The organism is Nocardia sichangensis, from assembly GCF_047200615.1.
GTDB classification, from domain to species: Bacteria; Actinomycetota; Actinomycetes; order Mycobacteriales; family Mycobacteriaceae; genus Nocardia; species Nocardia sichangensis.
Genome location: NZ_JBJZOK010000011.1, coordinates 207,272 through 228,979 on the forward strand (window position 1 = coordinate 207,272; position 21,708 = coordinate 228,979).

Below are 21,708 nucleotides of genomic sequence, written 5' to 3' on the forward strand. Positions count from 1 at the left end.
GGCCGCCGCGAGCTGGGGTTCCACGCGCTCAGCGCGGGCCGGGCGGCGCCGTCTCCAGCAGGGTGAACGAGTGGCCGGGAACGGTTGTGGCGGAACGGCCGATCGTCGGGGATTCCCAGGACAGCAGCGGAAGGCCCGCGATCGGCACCGCGACCTGGTCCTCGCCGAGGTTGCACACCAGGGCCAGTGTGCCCCGGCGCACGACGATCCACCGCGCGGACTCGTCGTAGTCCACCGAAACGTGGGTCAACCAGGGATCGCTGAGCTCCGCACGATCGCGGCGCAGGGCGAGCAGGGCGCGATAGCACGACAGCAGCCGGGCGTGGCCCGGCTCGTCGGCTTCCGTCCAATCGAGTTTGGAGCGCAGGAACGTTTTCACATCCTGCGGGTCGGGCACCTCGCCCTCGGGCCAGCCGTGCTGGGCGAACTCCTTCTTGCGCCCGGATGCGGTGGCGGCGGCGACATCCGGGTCGGTGTGCGAGGTGAAGAACTGGAACGGTGTGCGCGCGCCCCACTCCTCCCCCATGAACAGCATCGGCGTGAACGGTCCGCACAGCACCAGGGCGGCCTTGATCGCGAGCTGGCCGTCGGTGAGATAGGCGCTCGGGCGCTCGCCAAGCGCCCGGTTGCCGATCTGGTCGTGATCGCAGGTGTAGGCCAGCAGCGCGCTGCCCGGGATCAGGCTGCGATCGATCGGGCGGCCGTGCGTGCGGCCACGGAAACTGGAATACGTTGCGGCGTGGAAGAACCCGTGCTTCAACGTGTGGGCCAGGCAGCGCAGGGAACCGAAGTCCGCGTAATAGCCCTGCCGCTCACCGGAGACCGCGGTGTGCACGGCGTGGTGCAGGTCGTCGTTCCACTGCGCGGTCAGGCCGTAGCCGCCCGCCGCGCGCGGGGTGATCAGCTTCGGATCGTTGAGATCGCTCTCCGCGATGAGCGTCAGCGGCCTGCGGACGTGGGTGGCCAGGCGCTCGGTCGCGACGGCGAGTTCGGCCAGCAGGTGGGTGGCGGTGCGGTCGACCAGGGCGTGCACCGCGTCCAAGCGCAGCGCGTCGATGTGGAAATCACGCAGCCAGCGCACCGCGTTGTCGATGACGTACCCGCGCACGTGATCGGACTGCGGGCCGTCGAGATTGAGGCTCTGCCCCCAGGTGTTGCGGCCCTCGGTCAGGTAGGGCGCGAAGCGCGGCAGGTAGTTCCCGGACGGGCCGAGGTGGTTGTAGACGACGTCGAGGCAGACCGCGAGCCCGCGGGCATGACAGGCGTTCACGAATCGTTGCAGGCCGTCGGGCCCGCCGTAGCTCTCCTGCACCGCGTACCAGAGCACGCCGTCGTAGCCCCAGTTGTGCGGGCCGTCGAAGGCGTTCACCGGCATCACTTCGACCACGGTGACGCCCAGCCCGACCAGGTGGTCGAGCCGTTCGATCGCGGCGTCGAAGGTGCCTTCCGGGGTGAAGGTCCCGATGTGCAGTTCGTAGTAGACCGCCCCGGCCTGCGGCCGACCGGTCCACGCCGCATCGGTCCACCCCGCCGGATCGAGGGTGTGCAGCGCCGAGCGGGCGTGCACGCCGTCGGGCTGGCGCGGCGAGCGGGGATCGGGCAGCACGGTCGGATCGTCGTCGAGCAGGAAGCCGTACCTGGCGCCGTTCGCGGCGGGCACGTCGGCGCGCCACCACCCATCCGGCGACCGCGTCATCGAATGGACGACACCCTCCAGATCCAGTCGCACCGACTCCGGCCGCGGTGCCCAGACTTCGAACACAGTCACCGCGCCAGCATCCCACGGGCACGCCCGGTCCGCCCGATACGGACACCAGTCTCAGGCGCAGCGGCGCGTACGGTCCCGGCTTCCTGACCGGCTGGCCGGAGCCGCTTCCCTCGGTCCCGTGCAGCCACTGGGGCCGGGTCGAGCAGAGGACCGCAAAGGCGCGGAAATCTGTCGGGCTGGGGCCGTGTAGCCCTGTCCGCAATGGGCGATGCCTGTCAGAGTGAAGACGTGGGTGCCTATGCCGAGTATGTGCTGCCGCGGATCGTCAACCGGTCCTGCGGGTTGCGGGAGTTGGCTCCGCTGCGCGAGCAGGTGTGTGCCGGACTGCACGGACAGGTCGTGGAACTCGGTTTCGGTTCGGGACTAAACGTCCCGTTCTACCCGGCGGGGGTCGCGTCGGTGCGCGCGGTCGAGCCCGCCGATCTCGGCTGGCGGCTGGCGAGCGAACGCGTCGCCGCCGCCACCGTGCCGGTCGAGCGGGCCGGGCTGGACGGGCAGGCGCTGCCCTTCCCGGACGACGCCTTCGACTGCGCGCTGTCGACCTGGACGATGTGCACCATCCCCGACATCGCCGCCGCGCTCACCGAGGTGCGCCGGGTGCTCGTCCCCGGCGGGACCTTGCATTTCGTCGAGCATGGGCTTGCGCCCGACGAGAAGGTGCGGGCGTGGCAGAACCGGCTGAACCCGGTCCAGAAACGACTGTTCGGCGGCTGCCACCTCAACCGCGACATTCGCGGCCTGGTGACAGACGCCGGTTTCGAGATCCGCGACGCCGAGTCGTTCTACGGGGAGCACGCTCCCCGCTTCCTGGTCGCCCAGACGCTCGGTGTCGCGATGTCGCCCTGAGGACTCAGACGATGCGCACCGACAAGGTGTAGGTCGCGTTGCCCCGGCTCGGCGCTACCGAGATCGTGTAGTAACCGTTCTGCGGCAAGGTGATCCGGCTCCCGGTCTCCTCGGCGCACAGCACGCGTCCGTCCGGGGCGGTGGCGCTGAACCGCGCGTTGCCCTCGACCGAGATGAGTTCGGTGGTCAGGGTCTGCCCCGCCCGCGCCTCGAGCACGTAGGTGTCGGCGTCGCCGCGCACGACCGCTCCGCCGACCGACGCGTGATCGCTTCCCGGCGCGAACTCGATCAACTCGACCGCGCCCGCGTTCGCGGCGCCCGCGCCGACCGTCGCGACGGCGAACGCGGGCACGAACAGCGTGACGCCGAGAACGAGCAGGCGCAGGGTGCGCAGGATGGCTTGCATGATGATCCTCGTTTCCTGGAGTGGACTCGCTCAGAACTATCCGCGAGCCCGCCTATCGGACGCTTAACAGCCGCTTGGACTCCGGAACAACGCTGGCCAGAAGGCCCTTCGAAGTATATTGGAACGAGCTGTTCAAAACTGTGCTAGCGTAAACCCATGCCACGACCCAGAACCTTCGACGAGGATCGCGCGGTGGACGCGGCGATGCACGCGTTCTGGCGCGCGGGATACGAGGCGACCTCCACCGAAGACCTCTGCGCAGCGACCGGCCTTGGCCGCAGCAGCATCTACAACACCTTCACCAGCAAGCGGGACCTGTTCGGCCGCGCCCTGCGCCGCTACATGGCGACCAAGAACGCCGCGACGTTCGACCTGCTCGACAGCGAGACGGAGGTGCGTGCCAAGATCCGCACCCTGCTGTGGCAGATCGTCGATGCCCCGGAGGAGGACCCACTCGGCTGCCTCGTGGTCAACTCGACGATCGAACTGGCCCCGCGCGACCCCGAACTGGCCGCCGTTCTCGCCACCGATTACCAGCGACGACTCGCCGTGCTGACGGACATGTTCGAGACGGCCAGGCGCGCCGGTGAGATCGCGCCGGACAAACAACCGACCGCCTTGGCGCACTTCGTGATCGCCACGATCGGAGGGATGCGGGTGGCCGCACGCGGCGGCGCGGACCGCGAGACGCTCGCCGCCATCGCGACCACCGCCCTCGACGCCCTCTGAGACTTGTCGGCTTCGGCGACGTCCTTGCCGCGCCCTAATTTTGGATAGATCAGTACAAAATAAGGAGGTACCGATGCCCGTGGCGATCTACGTCCTGGGTCTGTCGATCTTCGCCCAGGGCACCTCGGAGCTGATGCTCGCGGGCCTGCTCACCGAGATGGCCGCAGACCTGGGCGTCTCCGTGCCGCGCGCGGGCCTGCTCATCTCGGGCTTCGCACTGGGCATGCTGGTGGGCGCGCCGGTGCTGGCGGTGGCGACACTGCGCTGGTCGCGGCGCACCGCACTGCTCACCTTCCTCGCGGTGTTCGTCGGCACTCATGTCGTCGGAGCGCTCACCTCGGAGTACTGGGTGCTGTTCGCCACGCGGGTCGTCGGCGCGTTCGTCTACGCCGGGTTCTGGGCGGTTGCCGCGACAACGGCGATCGGTCTCGTGCCGCCCACGGCGCGCGGCAAGGCGATGAGCATCGTCGCGGGCGGGCTCACTTTGGCCATCATCATCGGGCTTCCGGCGGGCACCGTGATCGGACAACAACTCGGCTGGCGCGCGGCGTTCTGGGCGGTCGCGCTGCTGTCGGCGGCGGCCGGGATCGGCGTGCTGGCGAAGATCCCCGGCGGACGGACCGACGCGCCGCTACGCCTGAGCACCGAACTGCGCACGATGATGCGCCCCGCGCTCTGGCTTTCCTATGCCACCACCGCGCTCGCGATCGCCGCCCTGATGGTCACCTTCGCCTACCTCGGCGCTCTGCTGTCCCGCACCACCGGCATGGCGGACGGCTGGATTCCGGCGGTACTCGGCATCTATGGACTCGGCGCGTTCCTCGGCATCGTCATCGGTGGGCGCACCGCCGACAATCACCCGCTGACCAGCCTGTACGTCGGCATTACCGGCGGCGTGCTCACCTCGGCGCTACTCGCCCTCACGATGGAGCACACCGTCCCCGTCGTACTGCTGTCGTTCCTGTTGGGCGCCTTCGGTTTCGGCATCAACCCGACCCTGAACAGCCGCGTCTTCACCCTCGCGGGCAACGCGCCCACCCTGGCGGGAGCCACCAACATCTCCTCGTTCAACGTCGGCATCACCGCAGGCCCCTGGCTCGGCGGCCTGGCCATCAGCGCGGGCCTCGGCTACCCGGCGGTCGCCTGGATCGGCGTGATTCTCGGCCTCGCCGCCCTCGCCGTCGTCGCTTGCAGCCACGCGCTGCACCGCAAGGAGGTTTCACGCGCGTCGGTCGACACACCTGCCCCGACCCTGGCGGAGGTGAACTGATAGCTCCGTCAGCGGCCCTGGCCCGACCATGCGTTGCTCGGGTGCGGGGCCGCTGTTGTTCGCGGCGGGAATCCAGTTCAAGCCGATCGGTCGAACTTCCCGTCACGGATGCCGGAGGCAAAGACATCCCACTGGCCCGGCGCGAAGATCAGCGTCGGGCCGGTTGGGTTCTTCGAATCGCGAACACCGACATGCCCTGCCTCGAGCCAAGCAACTTCGACACATTCGTGTGCCGAAGTGCTACGCGATGACTTGAGCCACTGTGCGTTATCTAGGCCGATGGTCACTGTTCGTATCTCCTTGCCATCTGCCTGAGCAGATCTCTCGACGTTTTCTCCTCGAGCGCGGCGCGCTGAAGGGCCTCGTGAATCTCGCGATATCGTTTCACATCAATACTGTCCTCGAAAAACATCGATCCTGTGAAGGTTTCGGCGTAGACCACAGGTGGCTCCGTCCCAAACTCTCGGCTGCTCAACGGAAAGTTGAGGATGATGTACGGCTGGACCGGGCCCTCATCCACCGGAAAACCAGCCGAGAACGGCAGTATTCGCAACGTAACATTGGGCAGCGTGCTCATGTCAGCCATATGTCGCGCTTGCGCAGACATGACCGCATTCGATCCCACGATCGTATGCAGAACACTTTCGTGCACAACGAAATCGGCTGCGACCGGGCTGTACTTCCGGGTCAGAATCGCCGCTCGACGCAATCGCAGCAGCACACGACGTTCGAGTTCTTCTTGCGTGTCATCCGCGTAATACGGCCGCTCGATACACCTCGCGTAGTCAGCCACTTGCAGCAAGCCGGGAATAATCATCGACTGGTAGACCGACAGATCTGATACGCCGGATTCGAGCCCGAGATATGTTTTGAATACAGGCGCAATCAGGTGATGCGATGCGTGCCACCACCCCTTTGTAGCGGTTTGCTGTGCAAGGGTTTTCAGCTCTTCGATCCGCTCCGAGCCGAGTCCGTACAACTTGCCGAACGCCTCCACGTCGCGCAGCTTGACCTTGTCGTTCTGCCCCTTCTCGATTCTGCCGACCGAAGTCTTGCCCATCTCCATGAGCTGGGCAGCTCGCTCGAGCGTGAACCCGGCACCTTCGCGCGCCTCCCGCAGCGCCCGGCCGAGCTGCCGACGCGGCAGTGTCGAACCAGGCTGATCATCCTTCCCCATCGCTCCCCTTTTCCCTGCTCGGTCCGAAACGGCCCAAACGTCGGTCCGTTTCGGACGTCTGACTATCTGTGGACCGGTCCGGGCTCTGGGCGGATGGCCGACTTCTTCGGACCGTCCGCTTTAGCCGTTTGAATGCTGTTCGCGTGCTGCAACATAGCCGCATGGCCCAGCAACATGGAAGCCTCTCCGCCGCGCAAGTCCGAATCCTGCGGGTGCTGAGCTACGGAGGGATGCTCACCGCATATCAGATCAAAGTGTCGGCCAGTCTCACCGAATGGAAGACCCGCCAAGCCCTGGCGAACCTCGTCAGCCAAGAACTCATCGTGACCGGGCCCCGAATCAACCGTTACGAAATCACCCACCACGGCCGAAACACCCTGGCGACGCAAGCACCCGTCAACCACCAGCCGTGACGGCCCCGAGATTCAAGATCAGCGGCACATGATGGAGAGCCCACTCGCGAAATGCCGCAGCCATGTGCCACTCATGACATCACCAGCCCGACTGGGCAGGAAGGGATAGGAAAGATCGTGCGTAATCAGAAGGAAGGCGGCGTGGTGGTCGCGCCGCCGATAATCTGCGGCTCGGCCGACGTCGAGTTGGCGCACCGGCTTATGCGGCGGCACCGGGGATGCCGGGTCGATCGGTGCGCGTGGAAGTGGGTCGCCTTCTACACCTTGGTACGGCGCGGCCGGATCGTGCCACAGGAGTCGAGCCCGCGTGAACGCGCTCACCGGCGCGGTATCGCGTTCCCTACCGACCACACCGACGACCTGCCGCACCCCGACACCGCACCGGAACTCTGGACGTTCCAGCAGGTTCTGGACGGATTGCACGAGCTCGCCGAGGACCTGCGCACCGGTTCCGGCGACGGCTGCCAGCGGTGAGCCGCGTGGGGATATGGGCCCTGCTGTCGAGCATCGTGACGGTATTCGCGGGATGTGGCGCGGCGCTGCTCGGCGTCGGGTGCGTGTGGCCGACCGATCAGCCGCGCCGATTCGCTCCTCGGCGCAAACCGACTCGCTCGCAGAGTCATTCGCGCCCGGTCCGGTGGCCGGAAGCGTGGACATGCGCCGCACCCGCCCAGCCGCTGACCGTCGCCGCAGCACACCACGCCATGCAGTTACACCGCGATCACGACTGCGCCAGAAAGCGCGCCGCATTCGCCGCGTTGGTCGCCGCCGGGCGCATCACGCCGGATTCCGCACGACAACACCGCCCATGGAGCAATCCCTCATGAATCGAACCGCAGCGGCCGCACCGGATCCGAACTCCGAGCGATTCCGCGACCTCACCGACCGCGCCACGCGAGCGGGCTACTTTCTGGTGCGCGATCCGGTGTCACCGCACGACTGGAAGCTGCTGGACGCCGAAAACGGTGACGTCGTCATCTCCGCCGCGAATCTGGAGCAGATCGAGCAGTGGCTCCATTCCTGACCGCGCACGACCCGCCGCGTCGACCCGGGCTGGGTAGCGCCTCGAAGTCGCCGCCAACGCAGCGGCCGGTGCGCACAGCACCTCGATGCCACCGGTGTGCGCTCCCAGCCGCGCCGCGGCCTGTGGCATTCGAGCCGTTCTGCCTCGGCGAGGCCCTGGGCGGCCACTGCGCCCGGCCCGATGGCGTCGGCCAGGGATTGATCGAGGGGCTTCGAGCGCCGGTCAGCCGATCGGGCGTCAGCGCCGGGCGGCAGCAGCACAGGAACAGGACCGCGCGCGGTGCCAGCGCGATGATGGCGGCGGCGACCGGCTCGCTAGCGCTTCGGATCGGACAGGTCGGCTGGGCCCAGCGCCTTGCGTAGCGCCCCGGCCAGAGCTCGGAGTTCGTCCGGGCTGAGGCCGCTGAACCGGCGTTCGATCCCGGTCAGATAGTGCGGAGCCGCCGCCCGCAGCCGCTGCCGACCAGCCTCGGTGATGCTCACGAACGCTGAACGCCCGTCGTCCGGATTGGGCTCACGGCGCACCAAGCCGTGCGACTCCAGTTCGCCGACCAGGCGACTCACCCGCGTCCGGCTCAGCACGACCCGTTCGCCGAGATCGCTCACCCGCAGCCCCTGCGGTCCGTCGAGTTCCAGAAGGACGTCGTACCAGGTCAGTGGCAGCGCGGTGGCGCGACGTAGTTCCGCGTCCAGCTCCGGCACCAGCTTGGCGTGTACCTGAAGCAGCGCGGACCACGCGCGGACGGCCGGGTGGGAACGGCTCACGGAATTCGGCACGAATCGAAGCATACCAGTTGCGTGCACACGCACACATATAATAGCGTGCGCACGCACATAAATTTCCCCTGAAGGAGGCACTGCCATGACCGAACTGATCACGCGCCAGGAACTCGCCGAGCAGATCGAGGCGGGTTCGGTGACCGTCATCGACGCGCTCGGCGCCGAGTACTACGCCAAAGCGCATCTTCCCGGCGCGCTCAACCTGGTCGAAGCCGACGTGGAAACCAAAGCCCCGCAACTCCTTCCGGCAAAGGACGCCGCGATCGTCACCTACTGCTCGAATGCCGCCTGCGCCAACAGCCAGCACGTGGCCACCAAGCTGGAGGCACTCGGCTACACCAACGTCCGGAAGTACCGTGAAGGCATCCAGGATTGGACCGACGCCGGACTTCCGGTCGAGAGCTGAACGCATCCGAGGGTGTCCGGCGGACGGATCCTTTCGGGCCGCCGGGCATCCGGTAGTCGGACCGCACGGATGGAACGCGGGCCTGACCGAGCGTAGAGCCGGACCGCGCTGCCGAGGGGTGGCTGGACAATGGACGGGGGTCGGTTCCATTGCCGCCGAGTTCATGTGGTGATCCGCTCGGATGCGGATTCCCCGCACCGGAGGCGTCGGGATCGAACTCCGTTACCTGGGCCTGGCGCGCCAACTGGTGAAAACCGTTCAACCGGCAGAGCAGAGAGAACAACCATGACCGACCGCGTTCGTCCCTACCGGATCGATATCCCCGAGGCTGATCTGCGTGACCTGCGCGAACGGCTCCGTCGCACCCGGTGGCCGGAGCGTGAGCCGGTCACCGACTGGTCCCAAGGTGTACCGCTGTCGTATCTGCGAGAGCTGTGCCGGTACTGGGCCGACGAATACGACTGGTCGGCCACCGAAGCGCGGCTGAACCGAATTCCGCAGATCGTCACCGAGATCGACAGCGTGCCGATACACGCGCTCCACGTTCGTTCTCCGTATCCGGAAGCCGTCCCGCTCGTCCTCACTCACGGCTGGCCCGGCTCGTTCCTGGAGTTCGAGCAAGTCCTCGGCCCGCTCACCGATCCGGCAGCGCACGGCGGCGATCCCGCCGACGCGTTCCACGTCGTCGCGCCGTCCCTGCCGGGCTACGGTTTCAGCGGTCGTCCCACCGAGCCGGGCTGGGGCATCCATCGCATCGCACATGCCTGGGCCGAGTTGACGACCCAGCTCGGCTACGAGAAGTTCATAGCCGCAGGCAGCGACTGGGGCAGCAGCATCTCCACCAGCATCGCGTTGCAGCAACCGCACAGACTGCTCGGCCTGCACCTCATCCCACCGCTGGCCGCACCCGAGCACAACGAAGCGCACCTCACCGAGGCCGAACGGCGTGCGCTCAGCGATCTCGAGGAACGCACCCGCACCGGATCCGCCTACTCGGCGGTCCACGCCACGCGCCCGCAAACTCTGGGTTATGGGTTACTGGACTCACCGGCCACGCTGTGCGCGTGGATCATGGAGAAGGTCTGGACCTGGAGCGACCACGAAGATGACCTCGACACCGTCTTGGACCGCGACCGGGTATTGGACAACGTGATGCTCTACTGGGTGACCGCGACCGGCGCTTCCTCCACTCGCCTCTACTGGGAGAGCATCACCGAAGTCACCGAGTGGTTCACCACCGCGGTCGGCGACCAGATCAGAGTGCCGACCGCCGGCAGCGTGTTCCCCGCCGAGGTGCCCCGCCCGTCACAGCGCTGGGCAGCCAAGCGCTTCACCAACATCGTGCACTGGGGACAGCCCGCGCGCGGTGGTCATTTCGCCGCGTGGGAACAACCAGAACTGTTCGTCGCCGAGGCCCGCGCCGCTCGACGAGCTTGCCTTGCCGCTCAACGGTGATCGCTCACAGCGGGAGCGGTGACCATTCGCCCTGACGGGTGCCGTTCCGTCTCCGCGCCGCGGCGAAGCGCACGTGAGGCCGGCACGCGGCCGATCGGCGATACAGGCGGCTGATCGCGGCCGGGCTGGATCCGGCGGGGTCCGTGGTGTCGGCGCATCGGCGGATGCGCCGACACTGTTGCTTTCGGATTGCGGCGACATCGCGGCTGTCGGGTCGATCGCACCGGCCCCACGCCGCCCGACGACGGCGCGAGCGGGCCGGCATCGCTGCGGGTCACACAACCGCCGGACAGCCCGACCGCCGACCCGAACCCGACGGTGCGGAATCCGCCGATCAGCTCGCCAGGCAGCCCGGACCGAGCAGCGCCTTCAGGTCACCCATCAGTGCCGACGACGGTGAGACGCGCAGGCGCTCATCGAGTTTCAGCAGTGTGGTCTTGTCTCGGGCGCCGACGTGCCGGATATGGACATCCGACGTGCCGGGGTGCCTGGACAAGACGCGCTTGAGTTCGCCGATCTTGTCCGGTGTGCACATGCGGGTGGTGACGGTGACCGCGAGCGGCTTGGCCACGCCGACGGCGGAGAGGTCGGGCACGGCGAGATCATTGGCGATCAACGAGATCCGGTCGTCGCGGACCGAGACGCGCGCCTTGACCAGCACCACGGCGTCCTCGACGACGTCCATCCCGTACACCGAGTACGACTGCGGGAAGAACAGCACCTCGATGCCACCGGTGAGGTCTTCCAGCTGCGCCGAGGCCCAGGCCAGACCGTTCTTGTTGATGCGCCGGTTCACCGAGGCCAGGATGCCGCCGACGGTCACCTGAGTGCCGTCCTTGATGTCGCCTTCCAGGATGGCGGGAATCTGCGTGTCGGCCTGCGCGGCGAGCACGTGCTCGACGCCGTTGAGCGGATGCCCGGATACGTACAGCCCGAGCATCTCCCGCTCCAGCGCGAGCCGGTGCTTGGACTCCCACTCGTCCTCGGGCACCTTCACGTTGAACACCGAGGTCACCGACTCGTCCGCGTCCAAGCCGCCGAACAGGTCGAATTGACCCATCGCCTCGGCTTTCTTGGTGGCCATCACGGCATCGATGGCGTCCGAGTGGATCAGCATCAGACCCTTGCGCGGATGCCCGAGGGAGTCGAAACCGCCCGCCTTGATGAGCGATTCGGTGACCTTCTTGCTCGCGGCGATCGCGTCGATCTTGTTCAGGTAGTCGGAGAAGTCGGTGAACTTCGACTTCTCCTTGCGTGCCTGGATGATCGAGGCGACGACGTTCGCGCCGACGTTGCGCACCGCGCCGAGACCGAAGCGGATGTCCTTGCCGACCGAGGCGAAGTTCTGCTCGGACTCGTTGACGTCCGGCGGCAGCACGGTGATGCCGAGACGGCGGCAGTCGGACAGGTAGACCGCGGCCTTGTCCTTGTCGTCACCGACGGAGGTGAGCAGGCCCGCCATGTACTCGGCCGGATAGTTGGCCTTGAGGTAGGCGGTCCAGAACGAGACGAGGCCGTAGCCCGCGGCGTGCGACTTGTTGAACGCGTAGCCGGCGAACGGAAGGATGGTGTCCCACAGCGCCTTCACCGCGGCCTCGGAGAAGCCGTTGGCGGTCATGCCCTCGTGGAAGCCCTTGTATTCGGCCTCGAGCACCTCGAGCTTCTTCTTACCCATGGCCTTGCGCAGCGCGTCGGCCTTACCCATCGAGTAGGAGGCGACCTTCTGCGCGATGAACATGATCTGCTCTTGGTAGACGATCAGGCCGTAGGTCTCGGCGAGGATGTCCTTGAGCGGCTCCTCCAGCTCCGGATGGATCGGCTTGATCGGCTGCCGCCCGTTCTTGCGGTCGGCGTAGTCGTTGTGCGCGTTCATGCCCATCGGGCCGGGCCGGTACAGCGCGAGCACGGCGACGATGTCGTTGAAGCCGGTCGGCTGCATGCGGCGCAGCAGGTCGCGCATGGGGCCGCCGTCGAGCTGGAAGACGCCCAGCGTGTCACCGCGCGAGAGCAATTCGTAGGTCGCGGGATCGTCCAGCGGCAGGTTGTCCATGTCCAGGTCGATGCCGCGGTTGGCCTTGATGTTGTCCAGCGCGTCACCGATGACGGTGAGGTTGCGCAGGCCGAGGAAGTCCATCTTCAGCAGGCCGATGGCCTCGCAGGACGGGTAGTCCCAACCGGTGATGATCGCCCCGTCCTGGGGCCGCTTCCACACCGGGATCGCGTCCATCAACGGCTCGGAGGACATGATCACCGCGCAGGCGTGCACACCGGCGTTGCGGATCAGGCCCTCCAGACCGCGCGCGGTCTCGTAGATCTTGGCCACATCCGGGTTGCTGCCGATGAGCTCGCGGACCTCGGCTGCCTCCTTGTACCGCTCGTGATCGGGGTCCATGATGCCCGACAGCGGGATGTCCTTTGCCATGATCGGCGGCGGCAGCGCCTTGGAGATCTGGTCGGCGATGGCGAAACCGGGCTGGCCGAACTGGACGCGCGCCGAGTCCTTGATCGCGGCCTTGGTTTTAATCGTGCCGAAGGTGATCACCTGGGCGACGCGGTCGGTGCCCCACTTCTCGGTGGCGTAGCGGACCATCTCACCGCGGCGGCGATCGTCGAAGTCGATATCGATATCGGGCGCGGACGGGCGCTCCGGGTTGAGGAACCGCTCGAACAGCAGGCCGTGCGGCAGCGGGTCGATATTGGTGATGCCGAGCGCGTAGGCCACCAGCGAACCGGCCGCCGAACCACGGCCGGGACCGACCCGGATGCCGACCTCCCGCGCGTGCTTGACGAGGTCGCCGACGACGAGGAAGTAGGCGGGGAAGCCCTTCTGCTTGATGACGTCGAGTTCGAAGTAGGCGCGGGTGTAGTACTCCTCGGGCACGCCGCCGGGGAACCGGCGCGCCAGGCCACGGTCGACCTCTTTGCGCAACCAGGAATCCTGGTCCTCGCCCTCGGGCACCGGGAAGACCGGCATGCGGTCCTTGAAGGCCCACACGTCGTCGTAGGACTGGACCCGCTCGCCGATCAGCACCGTGTTGTCGCACGCGCCGGGCACCTCGGCTTCCCAGAGCGCGCGCATCTCCTCGGCGGACTTCAGGTAGTAGCCGTCACCGTCGAATTTGAACCGGGTGGGGTCCGACAGCGTCTTGCCGGTCTGCACACACAGCAACGCCTCGTGGTTGCTCGACTGGTCCTTGGTGACGTAGTGGCAGTCGTTCGTGGCCAGCGGCGGAATGCCCAGCTGCTTGCCGACGTTCAGCAACCCCTCACGCACCCGGCGCTCGATGGACAGGCCGTGGTCCATGACCTCGAGGAAGAAATTGTCCTTGCCGAAGATCTCCTGCCACTTCGCGGCGGCCTCCAGCGCCTCACGGTCGTGGCCGAGACGCAGACGGGTCTGCACCTCGCCGGAGGGGCAGCCGGTCGTGGCGATGATGCCCTCGGCGTACTGGGCGATGATCTCCGCGTCCATGCGCGCCCACTTGCCGAGCTGGCCCTCGATGGAGGCCAGCGAGGAGAGCTTGAACAGGTTGCGCAGGCCGGTCGCGTTCTCGGCGACCATGGTCATGTGCGTGTAGGCGCCGGAGCCGGAGACGTCGTCGCCCTTCTGGCTCGGATCGCCCCACTGCACGCGCTTGGTGTCGAACCGCGAGGCGGGCGCGATGTAGGCCTCGATGCCGATGATCGGCTTGATGTCGTGCTTCTTGGCCGAGTTGTAGAACTCCGACGCGCCGTACATGTTGCCGTGGTCGGTCATCCCGACCGCGTTCATCCCCAGCCGTTTCGCCTCCGTGAACAGTGGCGAGATCTTCGCCGCCCCATCGAGCATGGAGTACTCGGTGTGGTTGTGCAGATGGACGAACGATCCGGACGAGGCGGCCAAGACGGTCCTTCCTCCCAAGGTCTCGACGGGGGTTGGCTGGACCGATTCTAGGCGGGCGCACCGACTGGTTCGGAACGGCTCGCGGACGCTCCTCGGGCACCCGGCGTGTCGGTGGGGAAGATCACCGGCGCGTCCTGGCGACTCGCCGTCTGAGCGGCCGATTTCCGCGAGTGTCGCGATCGTGCCGAATGCCGGAACACCCCGAGGACTCGGCCCGTCGGGCGACCGCCGTCTCGATCGACTGTCGTGAGCGCCCGCGCCCGGTGGCCCGCCCGTATTCACGGCCGTCACCATGCCGCACACGATCCGGAACGAAACTCCCGGCAAGCCGCACTGCGCCCGCGGCGCGCCCCCATTGCCGGATTCGGCCCGTTCGCGCAGGCGCTGTCTTGATCGGATGCGCACCCGCGTCCGCACCACATGGCCGCCACCTGCCGCACGCGATCGGAGCACCGCGATAATCGGCCCATGAAGTCCCCGCGCCGCTGCCCGCCATGACCACCGCGCTGGCCGTCGTGGCCGCGGCCGCGTTGATCGCCGGTGCGTTGCTGATCTGGTCGCGCACCCGCAGAGTGGTGACCACCCCCGCCGAGCGGGCGGTGCATTCGGCGCTGCACACCGCGTCGCTGGCGGCGGTTCCGCTGCGGCGCGGGCTGACCGAGGAGTCCGCGCGGGAAGCCGCGCCCCATCTGCGCGCGCTCACCGGCGCCGAGGCGCTCGCGCTGGCCGACGCCGACGGCACGGTGCTCGCCTGGGACGGGCCGCACGCCGAACTGGCCGAGTACTTCGGCGAAGCCGCCGAACGCGCCGTCGCGGGCCAGCGTCCGGTACTCGTCGCCGGACCCGGCCGCGGCGAACACGCCGGGCGCACGCTGATAGCGCAACCGTTGCTGATCGAATCCAACGGCGTGGCCGGTGTGCTGGGCGTCGTGAATACCGGGCAGCCGGGGCCGGGGCGGCTGGGTGCGGTCGCCGAAGTGGCGCGGTACGCCTGCGGGCAGCTCGAATTGGCCGAACTGGACGCGTCGCGGGCCCGGCTGGACCGGGCCGAGGTGCGCGCGCTGCGGGCGCAGATCAGCCCGCACTTCATCTACAACGCGCTGAACACCATCGCCTCGTTCGTCCGCACCGATCCGGCGCGGGCCCGCGAGCTGATCCTCGAGTTCGCCGACTTCACCCGCTACTCCTTCCGCGCCGCGGGCGAGTTCACGGTGCTGTCGGACGAGCTGCGCAACATCGAGCGCTACCTCGCGTTGGAACGCGCCCGCTTCGGCGACGCCCTCCAGGTCCGGCTGCGGATCGCGCCCGAGGTGCTCGGCGTGGTCCTCCCCTTCCTCGCGCTCCAGCCGCTGGTGGAGAACGCGGTGCGGCACGGACTGGCGGGCGCCGCCCACGGCGGCACCGTCAGCATCGTCGCCACCGACGCGGGCACCGACTGTGTGATCAGCGTCGAGGACGACGGCGTCGGCATGGACCCGGACCTCTTACGCTCCGGCGCGCTGGACGCCGTCGACACCGGGACCGGCCCCGCGGGCTCCGGAGAGGCCGCGCACGTCGGCCTGGCCAACGTCGACGACCGATTGCGCGCGGCCTTCGGCGACGACTACGGCTTGGTCGTGGAGACCGCGCCGGGCGCGGGCACGAAGGTCAGCCTGCGGGTTCCCAAATTCCGCGCGGGCATCCGGCCGTGAAACCGGCGCGCGACGCGCCCTAAGCAGGACAGCTCGCGCCCACAACGCACATCGGGCCCGCACCAGCTCGTCGGTTCGGCCGCTGACCGCTGCGGCCAAGAATTCCTCCAACAACGCGAATCGGTGTCGATCGCCATGCTCACGCTCATGGAACGCTCACCGCCAAGGAACGCGTGGTGTACGTACTGCGTGAGGCCTTCGGGTACCCGCACCCACGAAACCGGCACACGCAACGCCCGGACGCAGGCACGAGACCACCCATGCAACGCCTCGAAGCACGGGCCCGTGCCCACCAGGCATCCCGGCTCGAACGCGGACGCACACGAGTAGGCAGCATCACGCCGACAGCACCGGCTCGGCTGCCCAGCGCGAGCCCCTTACGATGGAGCGATTGTGACCCGCGTTACCGGCAAGCCGGCGGGCGCGCTGCGCGTGCTCGCCGTGGACGACGAGAAGCCCGCTCTGGACGAGCTGGTGTATCTGCTGCGCGCACGGGCCGAGATCGGGGAGATCCACGCGGCGGGCGATGCCACCAGCGCGTTGCGGGTGCTGCGCGCTCATCCCGTGGACGCGGTGTTTTTGGACATCAACATGCCCGGCCTGGACGGTATGGAGCTGGCGGGCATCCTGTCGGAGTTCGCCAATTCGCCCGCCGTGGTGTTCGTGACCGCCCACGACGACCGGGCGATCGCCGCATTCGATCTGGGCGCGGTGGACTACCTGCTCAAGCCGCTGCGCGAAGCGCGGCTCGCCGAGGCGGTGCGGCGGATCGCGGCGTCCCGCAGCGCGCCGCACCGGCCTGCCGCCGACGAGCGCGCCGATCCGAGCGAGGTCATCCCGGTGGAACTGGGCGGAGTGACCACGCTGGTACCGAGGTCGAGCGTGAGTTGGGTGGAAGCCGACGGGGATTACGCGCGGCTGCACACGAGCGCCGGATCGCATCTGGTGCGGATCCCGTTGTCGGCGTTGGAAGCACGCTGGCACGACGCGGGATTCCTGCGGGTGCACCGCTCGTATCTGGTGGCGTTGCGGCTGGTCACCGGGCTGCGCACGATAGGTTCCGGCACGGTGGTGTGCCTGCGGGCCGAGGGCGACGCGCAAGCGGTCGAACTGCCGGTGAGCCGAAGGCAGGTGCGTGAACTGAAACAGCGGCTGGTGCACAGGCCCCGGCAACACTGGGGCAATCAGTGACCGCGCCGCAGCGTCCGGCGCGCGAGCGCGTGGTGCTCTCCGAACGACGCGGCGCGCGGCGAGTGCGCACGAGAGTCGAGGTCGCCGAGCAGACGGAGTTCGGCGAGGCGCTCATCGGCGGCCTGATCCGCGCGCAACTCGGGCTCGCGCTGCGCGTGGGCCTGGTGACGATCGCGCTGCTGTGCGCGCTGCCCATACTGTTCGGCATCGGTTCGATCGGCTCGTTCACAGTGCTTGGCATCCGGCTGCCCTGGCTGCTGCTCGGCGGCGCCGTGTACCCGCTGCTGTTCCTGATCGGCCGGACCTACGTGCGCCTGGCCGAACGCAACGAACAGGACTTCCTCGAACTGGCCGAGGACTGACGGTGCGACCGGCCCGAATGCCTGCCGCGGCGCGGACCACGGTATCGATGCGCTCCGGTCCGACGGGCTTCGTTCGTCGCTCGGCGTATCGGTGCACCTGGTCCGAGAACACGCGCGCCGCGTTCGAGATCGGTATGTCATGACCTCCGGCACGGCCCCCGCGCTGACGGTCGCGGCGCTGATCCTCGCGGCCCTGGCGACCGTCGCGATCGGCGCGTACGGCGTGCGGCTCGCGCGCACCACCTCGGACTTCCTCGTCGCCTCCCGCAGCGTGGGGCCGCGCTGGAACGCGGCCGCGATCTCCGGCGAATACCTTTCGGCCGCCTCGTTTCTCGGGGTCGCCGGGTTGATCGCGAAATACGGCGCGGACGCGCTGTGGTACCCGGTCGGCTTCACCGCCGGATACCTGGCGCTGCTGCTGTTCGTCGCCGCGCCGCTGCGCCGCTCCGGCGCGTACACGGTGCCCGACTTCGCCGAATTCCGTTTGGGCTCGGTGCGTTTGCGCAGGCTCGCGGCCACCGTCGTGGTGCTCATCTGCGCGGTGTACCTGATCCCGCAATTCCAGGGAGCGGGACTCACGCTGCACATCCTGCTCGGGGTGCCGGACTGGGTGGGCGCGGTGGCGGTCGGCGCGATCGTGATCGCCAATGTGGTGGGTGGCGGGATGCGCTCGATCACCTTGGTCCAGGCGTTCCAGTATTGGTTGAAGCTGACCGCGGTGGCACTGCCCGCGCTGGTGCTGCTCGGGCACTTCCTCGCCGACCAACGGGAGCTCGGCGCGCCCGCACCGCCGGTGGTGTCCGAACGTACGACCGTCGACGTGACCACCGACGTGGTGGTGCGGGTCGGTGCACCGCAACAGGTTTCGATCACGGGAACCATCGACGAGCACGCCGTCGACGGCACGGTGCCGCTGACGCCCGGCACGCACGAACTGGCGGCGGGGACGCGATTGGTGCTCGAGGCCGGAGCGGCGGTGCCGGTGGTGGCCGGCGCCCCCGCCGACGGCGCGGGCTGGCTGACGCCGGGCGGCGGACTCGGCGGTCCGCATCCCAGCTACCAGGTCTATTCGCTGATCCTGGCGACCTTCCTCGGCACCATGGGCCTTCCGCACGTGCTGGTGCGCTTCTACACCAACCCCGACGGGCGGGCCGCGCGCACGACCGCGCTTGCGGTGATCGGCCTGGTCGGCCTCTTCTATCTGTTCCCCGTCCTACTGGGCGTTTTCGCCCGGCTGTACGTGCCGCAACTGCTGATCACCGGAACCTCCGACGCCGCGGTGGTGCTGCTGCCCGGGTCGGTGGTCGCGGGGCTGCCTGGTCAGCTGCTCGCGGCGCTGGCCGCGGCGGGCGCGATCGCCGCGTTCCTGTCCACCTCGTCGGGACTGCTGGTGAGCATCGCGGGCGTGCTCAGCACCGACATGCTGCGCGGGCGCATCCGGGACTTCCGCACGGCCGCACTGGTCGCGGGCTCGGTACCGCTGGCGTTGTCGCTGACGGTGGTGTCGCTGGATCTGTCCCGCACCGTCGGCCTGGCCTTCGCCGTGGCCGCCTCCACGCTGTGCCCGCTGCTGGTCCTTGGCATCTGGTGGCGCGGGCTGACCGCGACGGGCGCGGCGGCCGGTCTGGTCGCGGGCGGGCTCGCGGCGGGCGCCGCGACCGCCGTCTCGGTCACCGGCGGCTTCTCCGACGACGTGGCGGGCGGCTGGCCCGCCGCGTTGCTGAGCTATCCCGCGGCGATCAGCGTGCCGCTGGCGTTCGCCACCATGGTGCTGGTGAGTTCGTTCACCCGTGGGCTCGGCGCGAGGACGGTGAGCCGGATCTTCGTCCGGATGCACGCGCCGGAGCGCTTGGGCATGGGCGCTGACCGCGAGCGCAGCCTGCGTTCGGACTGAGCGGGCCCGCGCCGACCGTTCGTCGCGCCGTACCGACCGCTCACCGCAGATTCGGACACCTTCACGGAGTGACCCACACCACAGCCTACTGGTGGCCCCTATCCCTGGCTTACCGTCCTCGAGAAGTAAGCCACGTCACTTGGTAGGACCATCATGACCAGTACCGAACTCGACGACACCGCAGGGCGGCGAGCGCCGAGCGCAGCAGAATTCGCCGAAGTCCAGGCGAGCCCCCAATTCCAGGAACTGCGAACGCGATTGCGCCGCTTCGTATTTCCGATGACCGCGCTGTTCCTGCTCTGGTACCTCGGTTATGTCCTGCTCGGCGCCTACGCGCACGACTTCATGAGCCGCCCCGTCTTCGGCGAGATCAACGCCGGATTGCTGCTCGGCCTCGGCCAATTCGTCTCCACCTTCGCCATCACCGCGCTGTACGTCCGGTTCGCCAACCGGGAACTGGATCCGCGCGCAGCGAAAATCCGCGGCTACCTCGAGGGAGACCGGGCATGAACACCGTGCACACCTACGCCGCGGCGGCGACCGTCGGCAACCCGGTCGCCAATATCGCCATCTTCGGCGTCTTCGTCGCGATCACGATGATCGTGGTGATCCGCGCCAGCCGGAACAACGCCACCGCCGCCGACTACTTCACCGGCGGGCGCGGCTTCTCCGGTCCGCAGAACGGCGTCGCCATCGCGGGCGACTACCTCTCGGCCGCCAGCTTCCTCGGCATCGCGGGCGCCATCGCGGTCTACGGCTACGACGGATTCCTCTACTCGATCGGATTCCTGGTCGCCTGGCTGGTCGCGCTGCTGCTGGTCGCCGAGATGCTCCGCAACACCGGCAAATTCACCATGGCCGATGTGCTGAGCTTCCGGCTGAAGGAAGGCCCGGTGCGCACCGCCGCGGCATTGTCCACGCTGACGGTGTCGCTGTTCTACCTGCTCGCGCAGATGGCGGGCGCGGGCGGGCTGGTCGCGCTGCTGCTGGATGTCACCGACAAGACCGGGCAGTCCATCGTGATCGCCGTCGTCGGCGTGCTGATGATCGTGTACGTCCTGGTCGGCGGCATGAAGGGCACCACATGGGTGCAGATCATCAAGGCCGTGCTGCTGATCGTGGGCGCGGCGCTGATGACCGTCATGGTGTTCGCCAAGTTCGGTTTCGACTTCTCCGAGATCCTCGGCTCCGCGCAGAAAGCGGTCTCCGGTTCGGCGAACAAGGCCGTCGCCGCACGCGACGTGCTCGCACCCGGCGCGCAGTACGGCGGCAGCGAGACCTCGAAGCTCAACTTCCTCTCGCTGGGCCTGGCGTTGGTGCTCGGCACCGCGGGCCTGCCGCACGTGCTGATGCGCTTCTACACCGTGCCCACCGCCAAAGAGGCGCGACGCTCGGTGGTCTGGGCCATCGGCCTGATCGGCGCGTTCTACCTGTTCACCCTGGTCCTGGGCTACGGCGCGGCGGCGATCGTCGGGCCCGATCGCATCCTCGCGGCCGCGGGCGGGCAGAACTCGGCCGCGCCGCTGCTGGCCTTCGAACTCGGCGGCGTGGTGCTGCTCGGGGTGATCTCGGCGGTCGCCTTCGCCACCATCCTCGCGGTGGTCGCGGGCCTGACCATCACGGCGTCGGCGTCGTTCGCCCACGACATCTACGCGAATGTCATCAAGCGCGGGAAAGCCGGTGAGCGCGAACAGGTCCGGGTCTCCCGGATCACCGCCGTGGTGATCGGCATACTGGCCATCGCGCTGGGCATCCTGGCCAACGGCCAGAACGTCGCCTTCCTGGTGGCGCTGGCGTTCGCGGTCGCGGCGTCGGCGAACCTGCCGACCATCCTGTACTCGCTGTTCTGGCGGCGGTTCAACACCACCGGCGCGCTGTGGAGCATGTACGGCGGCCTGATCTCGACGATCGTGCTGATCGTGTTCTCCCCCGCGGTGTCCGGCAGCAAGACCGCCATGCTGCCCGGTTCGGACTTCGACTGGTTCCCGCTGTCCAACCCGGGCATCGTTTCCATCCCGTTGGCGTTCCTGCTCGGCATCATCGGCACCTTCGTGGGAGGCAAGACCGAGGACCCGGCCAAGGCCGCGGAGATGGAAGTCCGCTCGCTCACCGGCGTCGGCGCCGAGAAGGCGGTGGTGCACTGAGCACTGCCCGGCATTCCTCGTCCCCTCTGTTCTTTCGTTAGGAGATCTCGCGTGACCAGCGCAACCACCGATGACCGCGACACCACCGCCTACCCGCCCGCCGCGGAGTTCGCCGCCCAGGCGAACGCGAGCGAGGCGCTGTACGACCGGGCGCGGTCCGATCGGCTGGAGTTCTGGGCCGAACAGGCTCGCAGGCTGCACTGGGAGCAGCCGTGGACCCAGGTGCTGGACTGGAGCGAGGCTCCGGTGGCGAAATGGTTCGTCGGCGGC

General features: G+C 68.2%; 21 protein-coding genes. 15 read left to right on the forward strand and 6 right to left on the reverse strand.

Annotated features, from left to right (window positions below):
• Window positions 1-28: 28 nt before the first annotated feature.
• On the reverse strand, window positions 29-1,768 hold the full coding sequence (gene treZ / locus ACL03I_RS18045) for a malto-oligosyltrehalose trehalohydrolase (RefSeq protein WP_379255674.1): 1,740 nt from the start codon (window positions 1,766-1,768) through the stop codon (window positions 29-31).
• A 228-nt stretch (window positions 1,769-1,996) separates the two neighbouring features.
• Here treZ and ACL03I_RS18050 point away from each other — a divergent pair, with 228 nt between their 5' ends.
• Window positions 1,997-2,614, forward strand: a complete 618-nt coding sequence (locus ACL03I_RS18050) for a class I SAM-dependent methyltransferase (protein ID WP_412806516.1) — start codon at window positions 1,997-1,999, stop codon at window positions 2,612-2,614.
• Window positions 2,615-2,618: 4 nt separating this feature from the next.
• Here the strand turns inward: ACL03I_RS18050 and ACL03I_RS18055 are convergent, their stop codons facing one another.
• The gene (locus ACL03I_RS18055) at window positions 2,619-3,020 is read right to left on the reverse strand and encodes a hypothetical protein (RefSeq protein ID WP_379255678.1); all 402 of its coding nucleotides are present in this window, start codon (window positions 3,018-3,020) and stop codon (window positions 2,619-2,621) included.
• A 156-nt stretch (window positions 3,021-3,176) separates the two neighbouring features.
• Here ACL03I_RS18055 and ACL03I_RS18060 point away from each other — a divergent pair, with 156 nt between their 5' ends.
• The gene (locus tag ACL03I_RS18060) at window positions 3,177-3,749 is read left to right on the forward strand and encodes a TetR/AcrR family transcriptional regulator (RefSeq protein WP_412806517.1); all 573 of its coding nucleotides are present in this window, start codon (window positions 3,177-3,179) and stop codon (window positions 3,747-3,749) included.
• Window positions 3,750-3,822: 73 nt separating this feature from the next.
• On the forward strand, window positions 3,823-5,019 hold the full coding sequence (locus tag ACL03I_RS18065; protein ID WP_412806518.1) for a Cmx/CmrA family chloramphenicol efflux MFS transporter: 1,197 nt from the start codon (window positions 3,823-3,825) through the stop codon (window positions 5,017-5,019).
• 77 nt (window positions 5,020-5,096) lie between these two features.
• Here the strand turns inward: ACL03I_RS18065 and ACL03I_RS18070 are convergent, their stop codons facing one another.
• Complete coding sequence (locus ACL03I_RS18070; RefSeq protein ID WP_412806519.1) at window positions 5,097-5,306, reverse strand: DUF397 domain-containing protein; 210 nt, start codon at window positions 5,304-5,306, stop codon at window positions 5,097-5,099.
• Entirely contained in the window at window positions 5,303-6,196 is an 894-nt protein-coding gene (locus ACL03I_RS18075; protein WP_364430583.1) for a helix-turn-helix domain-containing protein, read from the reverse strand. The genes ACL03I_RS18070 and ACL03I_RS18075 overlap by 4 nt, the downstream gene beginning before the upstream one ends.
• Window positions 6,197-6,357: 161 nt before the next feature.
• On the opposite strand from ACL03I_RS18075, the gene ACL03I_RS18080 reads away from it, so the two are divergent.
• The 3 genes from ACL03I_RS18080 (at window position 6,358) to ACL03I_RS18090 (ending at window position 7,633) form a co-directional block, all read left to right on the forward strand.
• A complete protein-coding gene (locus tag ACL03I_RS18080; RefSeq protein ID WP_412806520.1) occupies window positions 6,358-6,609 on the forward strand; it encodes a hypothetical protein in 252 nt (83 codons plus the stop codon).
• A gap of 117 nt (window positions 6,610-6,726) precedes the next feature.
• Complete coding sequence (locus ACL03I_RS18085; RefSeq protein ID WP_412806521.1) at window positions 6,727-7,083, forward strand: hypothetical protein; 357 nt, start codon at window positions 6,727-6,729, stop codon at window positions 7,081-7,083.
• 349 nt (window positions 7,084-7,432) lie between these two features.
• Window positions 7,433-7,633 carry a hypothetical protein gene (locus ACL03I_RS18090; protein ID WP_355078323.1) on the forward strand — a complete coding sequence of 67 codons (201 nt, stop codon included), beginning with the start codon at window positions 7,433-7,435 and terminating at the stop codon, window positions 7,631-7,633.
• A gap of 314 nt (window positions 7,634-7,947) precedes the next feature.
• Here ACL03I_RS18090 and ACL03I_RS18095 read toward each other — a convergent pair whose 3' ends face one another.
• Window positions 7,948-8,409: a MarR family winged helix-turn-helix transcriptional regulator gene (locus ACL03I_RS18095; RefSeq protein WP_412806522.1), complete on the reverse strand. Its 462-nt coding sequence runs from the start codon at window positions 8,407-8,409 to the stop codon at window positions 7,948-7,950.
• Between the two features lie 85 nt (window positions 8,410-8,494).
• Here ACL03I_RS18095 and ACL03I_RS18100 point away from each other — a divergent pair, with 85 nt between their 5' ends.
• Window positions 8,495-8,818: a rhodanese-like domain-containing protein gene (locus ACL03I_RS18100; protein ID WP_356967711.1), complete on the forward strand. Its 324-nt coding sequence runs from the start codon at window positions 8,495-8,497 to the stop codon at window positions 8,816-8,818.
• 285 nt (window positions 8,819-9,103) lie between these two features.
• The gene (locus ACL03I_RS18105; protein ID WP_412806523.1) at window positions 9,104-10,273 is read left to right on the forward strand and encodes an epoxide hydrolase family protein; all 1,170 of its coding nucleotides are present in this window, start codon (window positions 9,104-9,106) and stop codon (window positions 10,271-10,273) included.
• Window positions 10,274-10,607: 334 nt separating this feature from the next.
• Here ACL03I_RS18105 and dnaE read toward each other — a convergent pair whose 3' ends face one another.
• Window positions 10,608-14,156, reverse strand: a complete 3,549-nt coding sequence (gene dnaE, locus ACL03I_RS18110; RefSeq protein ID WP_355078332.1) for a DNA polymerase III subunit alpha — start codon at window positions 14,154-14,156, stop codon at window positions 10,608-10,610.
• Window positions 14,157-14,650: 494 nt separating this feature from the next.
• Here dnaE and ACL03I_RS18115 point away from each other — a divergent pair, with 494 nt between their 5' ends.
• The 7 genes from ACL03I_RS18115 to ACL03I_RS18145 form a co-directional block, all read left to right on the forward strand.
• A complete protein-coding gene (locus ACL03I_RS18115; RefSeq protein ID WP_355078333.1) occupies window positions 14,651-15,847 on the forward strand; it encodes a sensor histidine kinase in 1,197 nt (398 codons plus the stop codon).
• Window positions 15,848-16,240: 393 nt separating this feature from the next.
• Entirely contained in the window at window positions 16,241-17,038 is a 798-nt protein-coding gene (locus tag ACL03I_RS18120; protein WP_364430606.1) for a LytR/AlgR family response regulator transcription factor, read from the forward strand.
• Window positions 17,035-17,400, forward strand: a complete 366-nt coding sequence (locus tag ACL03I_RS18125) for a hypothetical protein (RefSeq protein WP_355078335.1) — start codon at window positions 17,035-17,037, stop codon at window positions 17,398-17,400. Before ACL03I_RS18120 ends, ACL03I_RS18125 begins: the two co-directional genes overlap by 4 nt.
• A 139-nt stretch (window positions 17,401-17,539) precedes the next feature.
• Entirely contained in the window at window positions 17,540-19,294 is a 1,755-nt protein-coding gene (locus ACL03I_RS18130; RefSeq protein WP_355078336.1) for a sodium/solute symporter, read from the forward strand.
• Window positions 19,295-19,447: 153 nt separating this feature from the next.
• The gene (locus ACL03I_RS18135; RefSeq protein WP_355078337.1) at window positions 19,448-19,804 is read left to right on the forward strand and encodes a DUF485 domain-containing protein; all 357 of its coding nucleotides are present in this window, start codon (window positions 19,448-19,450) and stop codon (window positions 19,802-19,804) included.
• Complete coding sequence (locus ACL03I_RS18140) at window positions 19,801-21,438, forward strand: solute symporter family protein (protein ID WP_355078338.1); 1,638 nt, start codon at window positions 19,801-19,803, stop codon at window positions 21,436-21,438. The genes ACL03I_RS18135 and ACL03I_RS18140 overlap by 4 nt, the downstream gene beginning before the upstream one ends.
• Window positions 21,439-21,489: 51 nt before the next feature.
• The coding region (locus ACL03I_RS18145) for an acetyl-coenzyme A synthetase N-terminal domain-containing protein (protein ID WP_412806524.1) at window positions 21,490-21,708 on the forward strand (219 nt) is incomplete at its 3' end.

Bases quoted from the DNA above. Each gene is read 5' to 3' on its own strand.
- ACL03I_RS18100 (WP_356967711.1), top strand. From the start codon at position 8,495: ATGACCGAACTGATCACGCGCCAGGAACTCGCCGAGCAGATCGAGGCG.
- ACL03I_RS18080 (WP_412806520.1), top strand. From the start codon at position 6,358: ATGGCCCAGCAACATGGAAGCCTCTCCGCCGCGCAAGTCCGAATCCTG.
- ACL03I_RS18060 (WP_412806517.1), top strand. From the start codon at position 3,177: ATGCCACGACCCAGAACCTTCGACGAGGATCGCGCGGTGGACGCGGCG.
- ACL03I_RS18140 (WP_355078338.1), top strand. From the start codon at position 19,801: ATGAACACCGTGCACACCTACGCCGCGGCGGCGACCGTCGGCAACCCG.
- ACL03I_RS18090 (WP_355078323.1), top strand. From the start codon at position 7,433: ATGAATCGAACCGCAGCGGCCGCACCGGATCCGAACTCCGAGCGATTC.
- ACL03I_RS18135 (WP_355078337.1), top strand. From the start codon at position 19,448: ATGACCAGTACCGAACTCGACGACACCGCAGGGCGGCGAGCGCCGAGC.
- ACL03I_RS18065 (WP_412806518.1), top strand. From the start codon at position 3,823: ATGCCCGTGGCGATCTACGTCCTGGGTCTGTCGATCTTCGCCCAGGGC.
- ACL03I_RS18075 (WP_364430583.1), bottom strand. From the start codon at position 6,196: ATGGGGAAGGATGATCAGCCTGGTTCGACACTGCCGCGTCGGCAGCTC.
- ACL03I_RS18115 (WP_355078333.1), top strand. From the start codon at position 14,651: ATGACCACCGCGCTGGCCGTCGTGGCCGCGGCCGCGTTGATCGCCGGT.
- ACL03I_RS18105 (WP_412806523.1), top strand. From the start codon at position 9,104: ATGACCGACCGCGTTCGTCCCTACCGGATCGATATCCCCGAGGCTGAT.
- ACL03I_RS18130 (WP_355078336.1), top strand. From the start codon at position 17,540: ATGACCTCCGGCACGGCCCCCGCGCTGACGGTCGCGGCGCTGATCCTC.
- ACL03I_RS18055 (WP_379255678.1), bottom strand. From the start codon at position 3,020: ATGCAAGCCATCCTGCGCACCCTGCGCCTGCTCGTTCTCGGCGTCACG.